This window comes from Leisingera sp. ANG-Vp (assembly GCF_000813725.1).
GTDB lineage: Bacteria > Pseudomonadota > Alphaproteobacteria > Rhodobacterales > Rhodobacteraceae > Leisingera.
Map to the genome: position 1 here is coordinate 11,530 of NZ_JWLD01000023.1, position 15,101 is coordinate 26,630.

The window sequence follows — 15,101 nt, forward strand, 5'->3', positions numbered from 1 at the left end:
GCCGGTGGGCATGGCGGATGTTGCCGGGTATGAAAAATGGGTGGTGTCCCCGCCGGTGCCGGACAGCGTCACGGACATCGGCTTGCGCGGCGAGCCGAACCTGGAAGTGATCATCGGGCTCAAGCCGGACCTGATTCTGCTGACGGATGAGGGCATTGGCATGGCCAGGCAGGCAGAGCGCATTGCGCCGGTGGTTCATTTCAATGCCTTTGCCAAGGGGCAGGACAATATCGCTCAGGGCCGCGAAAACTACCTGATGCTGGCCCGGCTGTTTGGCAAGGAAGATACCGCCAGGGCCAATTTGGCGGCGATGGATGCAAGGCTGGCAAAACAGGCGGAGCAGATCAAAACGCATTTCGGAGGAGAGGTGCCGAAGGTCACTCTGGTTCGGTTTGTCGATGCCAAACGCGCGGTGGTTTACGGCAAGAACGGCCCGCCGCATGCGGCGCTGACAGCTTTGGGGCTGAAAAGCGCCATCGAGATTCCCAGCAGCCGCTGGGGGCTGGCCTATAAGCGGATCCGCAAGCTGGCAGAAGCCAGCAGCGGCAAGGTTCTGTATTTCGAGCCCTTCGATCAGAAGGCGGAGCTGTTCGAAACCGCCTTGTGGCAGGCCATGCCGTTTGTGAAGTCGGGCAGCTTCGAAGCACTGCCGCCCTTGTGGAGCTATGGCGGGCCTCTGACTGTCGGGCAGATCGGCGATGCCATCACTGAGGTGCTGCTCAAGTGATCCGGGCACCGGTGCAGACGGCGCTGCCTGCGGCGGCCATGCTGCTGGCAGCAATTGCGCATCTGTGGGCCAACGGCGCAGGGGACGCAGATTGGCTGGCTTTGCTTGCAGGGGCTGCGCCTGGTCTTGAGGAGATCCTGCTGCTGTCTTCGGCGGTGCCGCGGGTCGCGATGGCGCTGCTGGTGGGCGCCGCGATGGGACTGTCCGGCGCGATCCTGCAGGAGGTTACGCAGAACCGCCTGGTGGCACCAACAACGCTGGGCACCGCTTCGGGCGCTTGGCTGGCACTGGTGGCGGCTGCGGCGCTGGCCCCGGCATTCCTTGCGGCGCATATGATGCTGGTTGCCATGAGCGGTGCTTTGGCGGCAAGCGCGCTTGTGCTGCTGGTAGCGGGGCTGCGGAACATGGCCGGCCTGTCGCTGATCATCGCCGGCATGTGCGCCAACCTGCTGTTCGGCGGCATTGGTCTGACGCTGCTGCTGCTGGACATCGAAGGCGCGCAGCAGCTGTTCATCTGGAGCGCGGGCGACCTGACCCAGACCGGTTGGGAGCAGGCCCGCTGGCTGGCGCCGCAGCTTGGGCTGGCTGCGGCGGGTGCATTGCTGTTGGGCCGCGGCATTGCGCTGATGCGGCTGGGAGCAGCGCAGGCGCAGAGCAAGGGATTGTCCGTGGTGCCGCTGATGGCGGCAGCTGTGGTTCTGGCTGTCTGGATGACCGCCGCTTCCATCACCGCAGTTGGCGTGATCGGTTTTGTCGGCGTGCTGGCCCCGAACATCGCCCGTGCTCTGGGGGTGCGCCGGGTGCTGCCGCTGCTGGCTGCCAGTGCTGCCACCGGAGCGCTGAGCCTTCTGGCTGCGGATATTCTGCCGGTTGCCCTCAGCGATTGGAGCAAGGAATTGATCCCAAGCGGGTCGGCCACCGCATTGCTGGGGGCTCCGGCCTTTGTGATCCTGGCCTATGGACAGCGCGGGCGGCTTGTACTGGCTGCGGCGCAGCCGGAAACCCTGCGCCGCGGCACTGGTGCTTTGGTGCCTTTGCTGATTCTGGCGGGACTGGCAGCCGCCTGTCTCGCGGCGTTGTTTGTGAGCCGCAGCATATTTGGCCTTGAACTGGGCACCGGTGACCGGCTGGGGTTTGATTTCCGCTGGCCGCGGGTGGTTCTGGCCATGGCTGCAGGCCTGGCCATGGCGGTGTCCGGCGTGGTTCTGCAGCGGTTGCTCAAAAACCCGCTGGCCAGCCCGGATATCGTCGGAGTGACCTCCGGTTCGGCGCTGGCGGTCGTTTTTGCCGTGATCTTTCTGGGGCTGCCGTTTGAAAGTGCTGCCCTGCCGGCGGCAATAGGCGGCGGCCTGCTGGTAGGGGGCTTGCTGATTGCGTTGAACCGGCCGCCGTTCGGGGCGCCGCAGCTGATGATTTTGCTGGGGATTTCAGTTGGTGCGGCGCTGGATGCAGTGATGCAGTTCGTGCTGGCCAAGGGCGGCGACGAGGGCTATCCGCTGCTGCCCTGGCTGGCGGGCACCACGGCGCGCGCCGATGGCTTTCAGGCGCTGGCATTGCTGGCAATCGCCCTCGCCGGGCTGGCGGCGGCTTTGATGGGATCGCGGGTTTTGAACCTGCTGGTGCTGGGCGAGCCTGCCGCAGAAACCCGCGGCCTGCCGGTGCGTCTGGCGGTTGCGGCATGGCTGACCCTGAGCGCCGGGCTGGCGGCAGCGGTCACCGCCTTTGCCGGACCGATCAGCTTTGTCGGGCTGCTGGCGCCCCATATTGCACGGATGCTGGGGGCGCAGGATGCAGCCCGGCATCTGCTGGTTGCCGGCCTGGCCGGGGCGCTGGTGATGGTGGTCTCGGATCATCTGGGGCGCATTCTTTTGTTCCCGCAGACGCTGCCCGCGGGCGCTGTCGCCACGGTTGCCGGCGGGGGGTACCTGTTCTATCTCCTGGTGCGGCAACGGAAAAAGTAGCCCGAACATGTTTTGATAATCCAGCGGTTTGCCGAAAACTCAGACACAATAGACCTTACGCCGGGACATCCCACGCAGGCCAGTATGACATCCAGAGACACCTTACATCTTTCGCCCCGGAAAACGGCTAAGCAGGAACGCTCGCGCCGCAAGGCAGAACATATCCTGGACACCACTCTGGAGCTGCTGGCCGAAGGCGAGGGTGATCGGATCACAACCAAGATGATCGCCGCGCGCGCAAAGATCAGCGTGGGTAATCTGTATCAGTTCTATCCCAACAAGGAGGCGCTTTACTGGGATCTTTTCCAGCGCTGGATGGAGCAGATTATAGCGGCGCTGGACGGGCTGGAAGAGGAACTGCAGGCCGGCGGCTCGCCGGAGCGGTTTGTTGACGGGATCCTCCGGGTGCTGGGCAGCAACAGGGCCATAAACTCCAAGGGCTACTGGAACCTGCGCGGCCTGATGGAGCGGTCTCCGGAGCTGTCGGCGGAATCCTGGCCTTTCCATCACAAGCTGGTGGCCCGCATAGCAGAGCTGCACACGATGTGCAGCGCTCAGCCCGGCGAGGCGCCGCAGGAGGAATTGAAGCTTCTGCAGAACCAGGTGGTCATGGCCTGCCTCTATGTGCTGTCCGAGACACCGGAGGGGCAGAAACAGGCACAGGTCCTGGGGTGGAGCCGGCAGATCATGCTGTCGGCTTTCAGTGCTGGGGCCGCGGATAAAATTTAAGGCAGCTGGGGCCGCTCAAAAGCGTCGGCCGCCAGCTGATGGGCAGCGGCAATCCGCTGTCAGGCGCCAAAACCCTGTTGAAAGCCAATTGGCCTGCCAGGTTTGTTTGCCCGGGCTTCGCCTAGGGTGATCCCGAGCATGGCTCATCCTTCGAATTTTATGAAAGCGGTGACTTGGAAGGGCAGCCGTGGCCGGGTCGCGCCTGGGTCTATTAGCAAGCACACTGGGTTGGGACTGCAGACCTGGACCGGCTACGATCTGGAGCGCCGCGGCGGCTCAGAGGCGATTTCAACCGATTGTTTCCGGCCGCGGCCCGGTGGTGAATTGGCAATCTTCCGGGGCATTGCCACGGTTGTTCTTGACGCTGTAGGCGCGCTGCAAGCCGCGGTTTTTTCAAGCGGGGCATGGCATTGTGACGGTGTGCGCTGGCACGGGACGGAACCGATCCGGTCACGGGCGCCTTTGTGATGACGTCGCGGACTTCGGTGGAGCTGGTGCAGAATAGCGCGATGGCGGGCTGCCCTATTCTGATCGCGGTGTCTGCACCCACGGCCCATGCCGTGCGGCTGGCCGGAGAAGCGGGTCTGACGCTTGCAGCCTTTGCCAAGGGGCATGGCTGCGAGATATACACGTGGCCGGAGAGGGTAGGAGGCTGCGATGCGGAAACCGTTTGATGACGCTGGGGCGGAGAATGAAACCCCTGCAGCGAATGAGCTTGAGTTCAGCAACCGCGTGGCCGGCAATCTGGAAAACAAGAGCGGGCTGCTGGCTGCAATCCTGGGGGAGGATGAAGAAGAGCCCTGTCAGGACAGCCATGCAGAGAGGAAGGCCGGGCATCCTTCCAACGGTTCCAAGGTGGTTGCTTTTCCGGCCAAGCCCAAAGGGTGAGCGGCGAAGATCTGCCTCCGCCACTATTCCGGGTCAGCCGCAGCAGCTGTTTCTGGACCGGCAGGTCCAGCGCCGAGACGGTGTCATCTGCGATCACCACGTCAGGGTTCATTGCCAGCGACCGGGCAATGCCGATGCGATGGCGCTGGCCGCCGGAAAAGCTGCGCGGGGTGCGGCAGTAGGCTTCGGGCTTTAGACCAACCAGCTCCAGCAGTTCCATCGCCCGCTTCCGGCCGCACACCGGCGCTGCACTGATCACCGGCGAGCGGAGTGCTCTGTCCGAAGATGCTGCTGCAGGGCAGGCAAGGCATGCTGAAGCGGGAAAAAATCTGCCAGCGCAGCGTGTTCGGAGTTTCGGGAAACACCACAGGCCGCGGATTTGATCCGCGGCCTGTGGCTGGTTCGCTGGTCAAACGAACCGTCTGATCGATGAAAGCCCTGACCGGCTTTGCCCGTTTGCAGCAGAAGGTTCTTAGAAGTGAACCGACCGGGCGCCAGCCGGTTTTTCCAGCGGCGGGGCAAATTTGGTCAGGTCAATTCCTTCTACAGCCGTCTTGTACTCCTCCAGGGTAGGTGTGCGCCCAAGGATAGCGGAAAGCACAACGACCGGTGTCGACGCGAGCAGGGACTCGCCTTTCTTCTCGGCGGAGTCTTCCACGACCCGGCCTTGGAACAGGCGCGTGGAGGTGGCCAGGACGGTGTCGCCCTTTTCGGCTTTCTCCTGGTTGCCCATGCAGAGATTGCAGCCCGGGCGCTCCAGATAGAGAATGTTCTCGTATTCGGTGCGCGCCTTGCTCTTCGGCATGAAGTCGTCGAATTCAAAGCCGGAATAGCGCTGCAGGATTTCCCAGTCGCCCTCTTCCTTCATCTCGTCGATGATGTTGTAGGTCGGCGCGGCAACAACCAGCGGTGCGTTGAACTCGACTTTGCCGTTGGCTTTTTCCAGGTTCTTCAGCATCTGGGCCACGATCTTCATGTCGCCCTTGTGCACCATGCAGGAGCCGACAAAGCCCAGGTCCACCTTTTTCTCTGCCTTGTAGAAGGAGATCGGGCGGATGGTGTCATGGGTGTAGCGCTTGGAGACATCAGCGTTGTTGACATCCGGGTCAGCAATCATCGGCTCAACGATCTCGTCCAGGTCGACAACTACTTCGGCGAAATACTTGGCATTTGCATCCGGGGTCAGCGCGGGCTTTTCGCCGGAACGGATTTCGGCAATGCGGGCGTCCGCCTTGTCGATCAGGCCCTGCAGGGTGCCTGCGGTGTTTTCCATGCCCTTGTCGATCATGATCTGGATGCGCGACTTGGCCAGCTCCAGCGAGCCGATCAGGGTCTCATCGTTGGAAATGCAGATGGAGGCCTTGGCCTTCATCTCAGCGGTCCAGTCGGTGAAGGTGAAGGCCTGGTCCGCCAGCAGGGTGCCGATGTGGACCTCGATGATGCGGCCCTGGAACACGTTGTCGCCGTGCTGTTTCAGCATCTGCGCCTGGGTTGCGTGCACCACGTCGCGGAAGTCCATGTGGTCTGCCATGGTGCCCTTGAAGGTCACCTTGACTGATTCCGGAACCGGCATGGTGGCTTCGCCGGTTGCCAGCGCCAGCGCCACGGTGCCGGAGTCGGCGCCGAAGGCCACGCCTTTGGACATGCGGGTGTGGCTGTCGCCGCCGATGATGATGTCCCAGTCATCCACGGTGATGTCGTTCAGCACCTTGTGAATGACGTCGGTCATCGCGTGGTATTCGCCCTTGGGATCGCGGGCAGTGATCAGGCCGAACTTGTTCATGAAGGACATCAGGCGCGGGATGTTGGCCTGGGCCTTCAGGTCCCAAACCGAGGCCGTGTGGCAGCCCGACTGATAGGCGCCGTCAACCGAGGGGGAGATCACGGTGGCGGCCATCGCCTCCAGCTCCTGGCTGGTCATCAGGCCGGTGGTGTCCTGGGAGCCGACGATGTTCACTTTGACGCGGACGTCGGAGCCTGCGTGCAGGGTGACGCCGGGCGTGGTGCCGCGGGCGTTGCGGTTGAAGATTTTTTCAACTGCAGTCAGGCCCTGGCCTTCGTGGCTGATTTCCTTGGCCGGCGCAAAGACGGGCTTCGGCTCAACACCCAGCGTTTCGCTGGCAAAGCTCTGCAGCTTCTTGCCGAAGACCACAGCGTAGGAGCCGCCGGCCTTCATGAATTCAACCTTCTGCGGGGTGAAGGCGGATGCGACGTCAGCCAGTTCCTTGCCGCCGTCTTCGCTGTAGAGCTTCTTGTCCTTGGTGTTGATGGTCAGCACAGTGCCGGTTTCGACCGAGTATTTCTGTTCCAGAACCGGGCTGTCATCGTTGTTGAGGATCGGGTTGCCCTCGCCGTCGACTTTCTTGACCCAGTTCTTCAGGTCGATGCCGATGCCGCCGGTAACACCAACGGTGGTCAGGAAGATCGGCGAGATGCCGTTGGTGCCCGCGACAACCGGGGCGATGTTCACGAAGGGCACATAGGGGCTGGCCTGCTGACCGGTCCACAGCGCCACGTTGTTGACGCCCGACATGCGCGAGGAGCCCACGCCCATGGTGCCTTTCTCGGCCACCAGCATCACCCGCTTGCCGGGGTGCTGCAGTTTCAGCGCCTCGATTTCTTTCTGCGCCTGCTCGGAAATCAGGCATTTGCCGTGCAGCTCGCGGTCCGAGCGCGAGTGCGCCTGGTTGCCAGGGCTGAGAAGGTCAGTGGAGATGTCGCCTTCGGCAGCGACATAGGTGACGACCTGGATTTCTTCGTCAATGTCCGGAAGCTTGGTGAAGAATTCGGCCTTCGCATAGCTTTCCAGCACGTCTTTGGCGATGGCATTGCCGGCCGCAAAGGCCTCGGAAAGGCGGCCGGTGTCGGCTTCATAGAGGAAAACCTGGGTTTTCAGCACTTCGGCAGCAGCACTGGCAGCCGCGCCAGCCTCGCCCAAGGCCAGATCCAGCAGCACTTCGACCGATGGGCCGCCTTTCATGTGCGACAGCAGTTCAAAGGCGAAATCCGGAGAGATCTCAGCAACCTCGGTTTCCCCCAGGATGATTTCCTTCAGGAACTTGGCCTTCACTCCGGCAGCGCTCGTGGTGCCCGGCAGGGTATTGTAAATGAGATGGTTGAGGGAATCTTCGCGATGTTCGTTCCCGGCATCTTTAATTTGCGCGATGAGTGCGCTAACAAGAGCCCCGTCATCGATGGGCTTGGGGTTCAGACCCTGCTCTTTGCGCGTTTCGATCTCATTCAAGTAGTCTGTGTACAGGCTCATGGCTATCCCGGCGAGTAAGCGTTAGATTAAGCTTGAGCCCCAGGCTTCAGAAAGCGTCTGATGGACCCGGGGATGCTCCTTGTATGCCGCGGTATACTATGCTGCCAAAGTTTACAATATGTTCAATCGCGGCATGATGCCCCACTACGGCCCGGCGTGCGTGCCGGAACTGGGGTCCGTGTCCCGTAGTGGCCCCGGTAATTCCCTGCAAAAGCCAGCTCAGCCGGAAAGAGCCTTGTTTCGAGTATCATGATCAAAGCCAAGGAGTCGTCCTGACGGCCCAACTGATGATGCTCGCCCTGATTTTCCGCCTGCCCGAAGAGCTGATCATAGCGCTGGAGCAGAGTTTTCAGGTTGATGCCGGTTCCTTGCTGTCGCTGATCGGGCTGATCTCCCGCAGTCAGGCGGCCGTGGCCGGTCTGCTGGGGCAGGGGGCGGTATGCGGACGATCAGCCGCTGGGGGCTCGGCGGCTTTGAGCTGACTGGCGGAATGCGCTACGAAAGTTTTGCCCTGACGCTGGACAATTTCACCCGCCCGGACGTTGTGCAACTGACCGCAATCCGTGCCGCGGCTCTGCCTGCAGTGAATGTGACCGGCGGAGGTTTCGACTATGACGCAGTGGTGTTCAACCAGGGCGGTGTTTATCATCTGACCCGGGTAATCATTGTCTTTGCAGGCTTTTCGCAAGGGGGACGGCCTAGCGCAAGCGTCCCTATGGCGCTGGAATTGAAGTAACATAATCCTCATTATAAGAATTTTAATAGTGGCCAGAGAACAGTACAGCGCATAATCGGGGCTAGCGCCTGTTTTATGAGGAATTCTTACCCCATTAGCCTAGCAAATAGGAACATCGCCGGGCCGAGGGAGGTTTCAGGTAAGAACGATGCCGTCCTGCAGCGCGGCAATACTCGTGCTTTGGCCCGTCAGCGTATCTCCATTGCCAAAGTCAAAGACCACAGAGGACACCAATCGGTAATCTTCGACACGCGCAGGTGGCTGTTCCTCCTCTGCCTTGATTAGGTCAAAGGGAGCAAAAAGACCTTGGGTATTCCATGTTTCAGCGGTCACTGAGTGAGGCATCATCATCAGCATTGCGCAGCCAGAAACTGCGCTTTTCAATCGTAGCGGCATGCCAGCTCTCCTAAAGGAAATGCAGCCGCAATTCGCGCGTTCAAACAGACTTCCACTGCACACCCCCTATTCAGGGGAGTTCGATTTGCAGTTGGCGAACCTCGCCAGGCACGATGTCGAACGGTTCGATATGCGTCCGCTCACCCTCCACCTGGATCAACAGAGTGTATTTTCCTGCTGAGGCATATCCATGAAGTTTGGAAGATAGCGAGAAGCCTATGTTTTTGGCCAAGCTGCCGTCTTCATTGATCGGATTGAGCCACAAGCCATCAATCTTTCGCCCAGATTTTGAAGTGATCTCGTACTCAAACCGCCCCACATTCAGGTTGAAAGGGCCCTTTGTCGTCCCACCGGCCTTTACTTCTACAGGGAACTCAATTGTGGCCCCACCGAGGAACGATGGGGTGCGAAAATCAATCTCCAGATCGTATCGACCAGGCTTTGCAGCCATCGCAGGGCTTCCTTCCCCCACGGCTGCAGCCGTTTCAACCCCGGTTGAGGCGTCTCTCAACCGATAGAACATATTGCTGCGCCGAATTTCTCCACCGGCAAACAAGACGACATCCGGCTGGACATAACCGGTTCTGAGATCAAACTCATACTCGGTTTCCTTGCCAGCAATAATCTCAATCTCGGCTTCACCTGTCACCGCTTTGTGGGCAACAGTGACCTTGTAGCGGCCTGCAGGCAGCCAGGTTTCCGCATTCGATGCGGCATTCTCGGCAATGACATCCTGCACTTGCCCGTCAATGATGGGAGCAAATCGATAAAGTATCGGATCCGCCGGGATAGATGTGTCATCGGTCGCAAAAGCAAAGAGCCGTGCCGCGCCGCCGTTCAGGTTCAGCGGGCTGATTTGCGCACCATCCTCGCCAATGGCTATCCGGCCTTTGCGCACCAACACGCTGCTTTTGTAGCGGACTTCAACATCATATTCTCCCGGGGCGAGTTGGGGTGCGTCCGGGTAGATATCGCTTAACCCGTCATGCAATACCGTCTCCCCGTCACGAACGATCCACCGAAAGTCACCGGCTGTCGCTTCGCAACTTTCACAAAGTTTGGCAAAGAGTGTCAGGGAAGGCTCCGGTTCTGCTGGCACGGCATCCGGAACAGGTACAGGTTTGGGCGGCACACTCGTGACCACTTCCAGCGTTTGCTTCAAAGCGTCCTGCAACTCATCTGCATTGTTAGCCCGGAAAAACAATCCGCCAGACTCCTCGGCAATACAGGCCAAGGCTTTGGATTCCTCTTCATTCACATCAAACCCGATTACATGAACATCAAAGCCAGGGTTCGAATAGTTATAGGCATACGCCATAGCACATGGGTCACCCTCGCAGGTTTCCAATCCATCGCTGACCAAGACCACTTGAGGGTTAGCAACCTTGCCCTCAAAAGAATTTGCGGCAGTGAAAAGGCTTTGGGTAATTGGTGTTTTACCCCTCGGGGAAATCGACTGCACTTCTTCAATCAGCCGCCGGCGGTTCTCCGTGCCAGGCGTTGAGATCACTTCTATGTCGCGACAATCATTTTTGTTTCTGTGGCCATAAGCGACCAGACCTACAGGAATTTCCTCATCCCAGTCTTGGATGAGATCTGTCATGACCTCTTTAGCGATGGAGATTTTGGCGACGCCGTCAATTTGGCCCCACATTGAATTTGAACCATCAAGCACGAACATGACCTGGCTGTCGGCCCGCGTCGGCGCGGCACTCTGTGCAACAGAATGTGTTGCAATTGTGCTGCTTGCCAAAGTTACAATCCCTGCCGTGACGAAGTTCGATTGAAACACGATCATGCCCCCAAAATACTTAAATAAATCAACAATCTAGATATCTTCAGTTTGAGAGAATTTTCTTTTCCCAGGAGAAAATTAAGAAATTCAATCACGTTCGGGAACCCCCGGTGAAATCACAATTTCGGAACACAGGATTGGATAGCGCACTTTCCGATGACGCGCTCCTATTGCGGCTTTGCAGATTGAGTGTGACTGACCCGCGAATTGAGACTTGGAGCCTAGGGGAGCGGCCCTGTCTCACGCTCGTTGCGTCTGTGGCTTCCCATCGACCCGCAATTCTGGCCCAGCTTGTCAGCACCTCTGGCTTTCCCGGCTAAGCATAAGGCAATTCTGTCCCGTTCTGCGGCCTGTCGTTTAGCGACCTGTCAACGGCTGCTTGGCGCCGCCCTTTGCCTTCTGCATGAGGGAGCGCCTGCAATGTGGTCAGTGACCGCAAAGGGCTCTAAGCGCCAAATTGTAATGCCAGTACATGTGGGGCTCAGAAACCACTGGCCGGATCGCCTGCCTCATGATTAGCTATGCTCTGGCAGACATTTAACAGCCAGGAGGCGCTCCATGACCAGGCGGTACAGCTTTCCCGAGGGGCACTGGGACTGGCCCGTAAAGCTGACTCATCGTCATGCAGTGCGTGCGGGCGATATGGTCTTTACTGGCGGTCAGGTGGATCTGGATTCCCTGGGAACCGTACGCAACATCGGCGATCTGGATGCCCAAGTGCGTAATTCGATGGCCTATACGCAGGATCTGCTGGCTGACCTTGGCGTCGGATTCACCGATCTGGTGCGGCTGGTGGTCTATTACGTTGGCGGCGCGGATGACGAGGCCCGGCTGTTGGACCTGCTGGCCGGCATCATCGGGCCTGAGGTGAAACCGGTTGTCAATCTGATCAGCCTGCCCGAACTCTGCTACCCTGGCATGCTGTGCGAAATCGAAGGTGTCGCCATGCGTGCTCCCGATGGCAGCGCATTGCCCCGCCGCAATTACCATCTCGATGACCTGCCGTTTTTGCCTCAGGCCTTCTCGCATGCGGTGGCATGCGGCGGCATGATCTTTACCGGAGACATGAGCGCCCGCTGCGCTGACGGATCTGTTGCCCATCCCGGAGATATCGTGGCGCAGACCCGGTTGATGATGGAGCGCCTCTCCCGCGCGCTTCAGGCTGCAGGAGCGGAGATGCAGGATGTGGTCAAGGTCAACACATTCTACCTAGGCGACGGCACGGCGGAAGACTGGGAAATCTCTGCCCGCATCCGCGCCGGTTACTTCCGGGACCCCGGTCCGGCGCCCACAGGCATTCCGGTGCCGTCCTTTCCCCATGACGGGCTGACCACCCGCATCGCCGCCACCGCCTGCGCTCCCGGCGCGCGCCGTATCCGGCACGTCTGGCCCGGCGGGCATTGGAACTGGACCGCCGCGCTGCCTTACAAACACGGTGTCGCCTCCGGCCAGCTTATCCATGTGGGCGGCCAGGTGGCGCTGGATGCGCAGGCCAAGGTGCTGGAACCCGGCGACATGGTCGCCCAAACCCGTATCGCCATGGACAATGCGGCCCGCGTGCTGGAGGAATTCGGCGCCGCCCTGGACGATGTGGTCAAGGTCACCACCTTCTATCAGGGCAATGCCTCGGCCGAAGCGCTGCACGAAAACCTGCTGATCCGCTCCAATTCCTACACCGCGCCCGGCCCTGCAACGACCGGTATCCCGGTGCCCAATCTGGTCTACGAAGACATGGTGATCGAGATAGAGGTGATCGCGATGCTCGAGAACCATACGGAAGCTTGATCTCGCGTCACAAGATACAGCCCCATTCTGAACAGCTTTGCATCCAGACCACTCCGCAAACGGTCCGAATTGGTTATGGCCCCTCAATCTCGGCAGCGAGGATTAAAAAGCCGAGCCGCTCAGAGACCGTTGAAATGGAGGCAAGCGAAACTCATTCCCCACTGCAGTTTTCTTTGAACCGGGGCGCGAACGCAAAAAAAACAGGACGAGCCACGTACTGATCGGCGTTTGTTGCCGCCAGTCCACTTCCAGCCCCACATGCAAAGACGAATACCGTGTCAAATGTCCAGCGGGAGCTCAAAACCGTCCTGCGACAGTATGTTCGTTTAAGTGGAAGGAGACATATTCTGAGCGGCAGTTAGATGGCAGGCTTGCTGAGTAGCGCCGTTTCCGGGCCCGCTATTCGAGGTGTTTAGCGTTGTCCAGAAGTCTAAACGTTGCAAGGGATGCCTCTGAAACAACAGTGTTCCGGCGTCTTTCAATTGCCAATCCGGCAAAAAGTTAGCCAGTCCGGGGCGGAGGCCGGCAACTTCCGGATTGTTCGAACCCTAAAACCTGTCCGGGCTGAAGGCACGGATTTCCTCGCTCAGCGGCCGCCCTGCAATGACGTCAGCAATGATCCGTCCGGTGGTGGCTCCCAGCGTCAACCCGAGCTGACCATGACCAGTAGCAAGAGACACATTGGCCAGATTGACAGTTCTCCCGATTATTGGACGGGTGTCAGGGGTGAAGGGGCGGCGGCCCATGCGGCGGCTGTGATGGCGATCCTGCAGCCCTGGCAGAACGCGATGTGCGCGTTTGACCAGAACATCGGCCCGGCGCCATTTCGGGGCGGCGGCGAGGCTTGCAAACTCCACTGTCCCGGCAACCGCCAGCTCATTTTCATAAGGCGTGACGCCGAAACCGCCCGCCGGGTAGAAAACCGTGTGTTTCAGATCCAAGCCAGGATCCTGCAGGCCGGTCGAATACCCCATGACGCCTTCCAAACGAAGCTTGATTCCCAGATTTTTAGCGAGAGGTTTCGAGTGGGTGCCTGCCGCAATCACCACTTCATCGGCGGGCAGCAGCTGGCCATCAGCGGTTTCGACACCGGTCACCCGCGCACCGTCGCGCTGAAAACCTTTGCACGCGAGTGGCAAAACCGTGCCCCCGCGTTGCACAAAGGCTTGCATCAGCTTTTTCACCAGCCGTTTGGGGTCGCTGACAAAGCTCCAATCTCGCAGAACCGCAGCGAATTTGAAATCGGTGGCAATGGCCGGTTCCATCTCATGGGCTTCCCGCCCGGAAATGTCGTCGATTGTGCAGCCGAGTTCACGCGCCAGATCAAAGGCGGCGCCCATGACCGCTTTGTCGCGCTCATCATCAAACAGCTTGATCACCGGGCGCTCCACCAACAGCTCCGGGGTTTCGATGTCTGCAAGCTGTGCTTTGAAGTCGGCGGTGGCGGCGAAGGTCAGCCGTGCCAGATCGGCAGCAATCGCCCGCATCCGGGAAGGCATTGAGTTGGCAGTGAAGCGGGCAAACCAGGGCAGCAGCCCCAGCGCAGACGCCGGACGCAGTGACAAGGGTGCCTCAGGGTCCAGCAGCCAGCCCGGCACTTTCATCAGCATGCCCGGCTGCGACAGCGGCACGATCTCTCCCACTGCAATGCAACCGCAAGAGGCCCAGCTGGCGCCTTCGCCTATCGGGCCGGGTTCCAGCACGGTGACGCTGTGGCCCTCGGCCTGCAGCGCCAGCGCACAGGAGATGCCGACAACACCGCCACCCGCAATCACGACCCGTTTCATGCAGGCTGAGCCAGCTGGTTCAGCTGCGCGAGCAGCTCGGTGCTGACCTCAACGCCGCCGGCTTCTGCCGACGCGCGTTTCTTCAGCCGCCCGTCGCCGGGCACCCGGGCGGCGCCATTGCCCTCGATCTCGGCGCAAATGCGGGTGATGTAGTCGCCAAAGGCAGCATTCCCGAAGCGGCTTGGGTCAATGGCAATCAGGGTGGCGCCACCCTTGATGTTGAGGGCACCGAAGGACTCCCGCTCCTGATTGTCGACGGACAGGGTGCCGCCGGCCAGCGCCGCGCCCAGCACCTCGATCATAAAGGCAATCGCGGCGCCCTTGTGCTCGCCGAAGGGCAGCAGGCTGCGGGTTTCCAGAATGGCGTTCGGATCAGTGCTGGCATTGCCCTCGGGGTCCAGGCCGGCCGGGCGCGGCAAATCGTGGCCTTCAGCTGCCGCCATGCGGATATCCATCAGCGCCACCATCGAGGCCGCCTGGTCCCAGACCACAGGTTCAGCGCCCTCGCGCGGGCAGGCAAAGGACATCGGGTTGGTGCCGAACACCGGCTTGACGCCGCCCTGAGGCACCACCATCGACAGCGAGTTGATCACTGCCAGCGCCACCAGCCCCGCCTCGGCCAGCGGCTCGGTGTCAAAGCGCAGGCCGCCCAGGTGGTGGCAATTGGAACAGGTGAAGGCGGCAATGCCGTTCTCGCGAGCCAGGGCAATCAGCTCATCGCGCGCGGCGGCAGCAGCGATCTGGTAGTAACCGTTGTCCGCATCGCCGCGCAGCACGCCCGGTGCGATCTTTTCAACCGACGGCGCTGCGGCGCCATTGGCATAGCCCGAGGTAAAGCTTTGCGCATAGACCGGCAGCATCCGCAGCCCGTGGCTGCGCGGGCCGTCGCGTTCCGAGCAGGTGACGATATCGGCTATTACATCGCTGCCCGCCTCATCCATACCCGCGGCCACAAGGACAGACTTGGCCAAAGCCCGAACCTCGGCGAGTGAGAGCATTTTTGTCGAAGATGCGGTCATGGGCTCAAATCCT

General features: G+C 60.4%; 13 protein-coding genes and 1 pseudogene. 8 read left to right on the forward strand and 6 right to left on the reverse strand.

Annotation, left to right across the window (positions count from 1 at the left end):
* The 5 genes from RA20_RS09025 to RA20_RS26115 all read left to right on the forward strand — a co-directional run.
* Nucleotides 1-727, forward strand: a 727-nt coding sequence (locus RA20_RS09025) for an ABC transporter substrate-binding protein (protein ID WP_039127119.1), incomplete at its 5' end; no start/stop codon positions are given.
* The gene (gene fhuB / locus RA20_RS09030) at nucleotides 724-2,688 is read left to right on the forward strand and encodes a Fe(3+)-hydroxamate ABC transporter permease FhuB (RefSeq protein WP_039127122.1); all 1,965 of its coding nucleotides are present in this window, start codon (nucleotides 724-726) and stop codon (nucleotides 2,686-2,688) included. The genes RA20_RS09025 and fhuB, both read left to right, overlap by 4 nt.
* A gap of 84 nt (nucleotides 2,689-2,772) precedes the next feature.
* Complete coding sequence (locus tag RA20_RS24595) at nucleotides 2,773-3,417, forward strand: TetR/AcrR family transcriptional regulator (protein WP_052248905.1); 645 nt, start codon at nucleotides 2,773-2,775, stop codon at nucleotides 3,415-3,417.
* Between the two features lie 425 nt (nucleotides 3,418-3,842).
* Nucleotides 3,843-4,091, forward strand: coding sequence for a formate dehydrogenase accessory sulfurtransferase FdhD (locus RA20_RS09045; protein WP_342586147.1), 249 nt, complete (start codon nucleotides 3,843-3,845; stop codon nucleotides 4,089-4,091).
* Complete coding sequence (locus tag RA20_RS26115; RefSeq protein ID WP_039127129.1) at nucleotides 4,075-4,305, forward strand: hypothetical protein; 231 nt, start codon at nucleotides 4,075-4,077, stop codon at nucleotides 4,303-4,305. Before RA20_RS09045 ends, RA20_RS26115 begins: the two co-directional genes overlap by 17 nt.
* A gap of 91 nt (nucleotides 4,306-4,396) precedes the next feature.
* On the opposite strand, the pseudogene RA20_RS26120 reads toward RA20_RS26115, so the two are convergent.
* Nucleotides 4,397-4,525 (reverse strand): annotated as a pseudogene (locus tag RA20_RS26120) (ATP-binding cassette domain-containing protein); the annotation flags it as partial.
* A 252-nt stretch (nucleotides 4,526-4,777) separates the two neighbouring features.
* Nucleotides 4,778-7,570 (reverse strand): bifunctional aconitate hydratase 2/2-methylisocitrate dehydratase, encoded by a 2,793-nt coding sequence (locus RA20_RS09055; RefSeq protein ID WP_039127132.1) that lies wholly within the window; start codon nucleotides 7,568-7,570, stop codon nucleotides 4,778-4,780.
* A 287-nt stretch (nucleotides 7,571-7,857) separates the two neighbouring features.
* Between RA20_RS09055 and RA20_RS09060 the strand changes: the two genes are divergently transcribed.
* Together RA20_RS09060 and RA20_RS09065 are read left to right on the forward strand one after the other, a co-directional pair.
* Entirely contained in the window at nucleotides 7,858-8,052 is a 195-nt protein-coding gene (locus RA20_RS09060; RefSeq protein WP_039127135.1) for a hypothetical protein, read from the forward strand.
* Nucleotides 8,010-8,306, forward strand: coding sequence for a TonB-dependent receptor (locus tag RA20_RS09065; protein ID WP_152618466.1), 297 nt, complete (start codon nucleotides 8,010-8,012; stop codon nucleotides 8,304-8,306). Before RA20_RS09060 ends, RA20_RS09065 begins: the two co-directional genes overlap by 43 nt.
* A 135-nt stretch (nucleotides 8,307-8,441) precedes the next feature.
* Here RA20_RS09065 and RA20_RS09070 read toward each other — a convergent pair whose 3' ends face one another.
* Nucleotides 8,442-8,702 (reverse strand): hypothetical protein, encoded by a 261-nt coding sequence (locus tag RA20_RS09070; protein ID WP_152618467.1) that lies wholly within the window; start codon nucleotides 8,700-8,702, stop codon nucleotides 8,442-8,444.
* Between the two features lie 70 nt (nucleotides 8,703-8,772).
* Nucleotides 8,773-10,500, reverse strand: a complete 1,728-nt coding sequence (locus tag RA20_RS09075) for a vWA domain-containing protein (RefSeq protein ID WP_082017958.1) — start codon at nucleotides 10,498-10,500, stop codon at nucleotides 8,773-8,775.
* 555 nt (nucleotides 10,501-11,055) lie between these two features.
* Here RA20_RS09075 and RA20_RS09080 point away from each other — a divergent pair.
* On the forward strand, nucleotides 11,056-12,282 hold the full coding sequence (locus RA20_RS09080) for a RidA family protein (protein ID WP_082017959.1): 1,227 nt from the start codon (nucleotides 11,056-11,058) through the stop codon (nucleotides 12,280-12,282).
* Between the two features lie 548 nt (nucleotides 12,283-12,830).
* Here RA20_RS09080 and RA20_RS09085 read toward each other — a convergent pair.
* Together RA20_RS09085 and RA20_RS09090 are read right to left on the reverse strand one after the other, a co-directional pair.
* Nucleotides 12,831-14,069 carry an NAD(P)/FAD-dependent oxidoreductase gene (locus RA20_RS09085; RefSeq protein WP_039127149.1) on the reverse strand — a complete coding sequence of 413 codons (1,239 nt, stop codon included), beginning with the start codon at nucleotides 14,067-14,069 and terminating at the stop codon, nucleotides 12,831-12,833.
* Nucleotides 14,066-15,088, reverse strand: coding sequence for an Ldh family oxidoreductase (locus RA20_RS09090; RefSeq protein ID WP_039127150.1), 1,023 nt, complete (start codon nucleotides 15,086-15,088; stop codon nucleotides 14,066-14,068). The genes RA20_RS09085 and RA20_RS09090 overlap by 4 nt, the downstream gene beginning before the upstream one ends.
* Nucleotides 15,089-15,101: the final 13 nt, after the last annotated feature.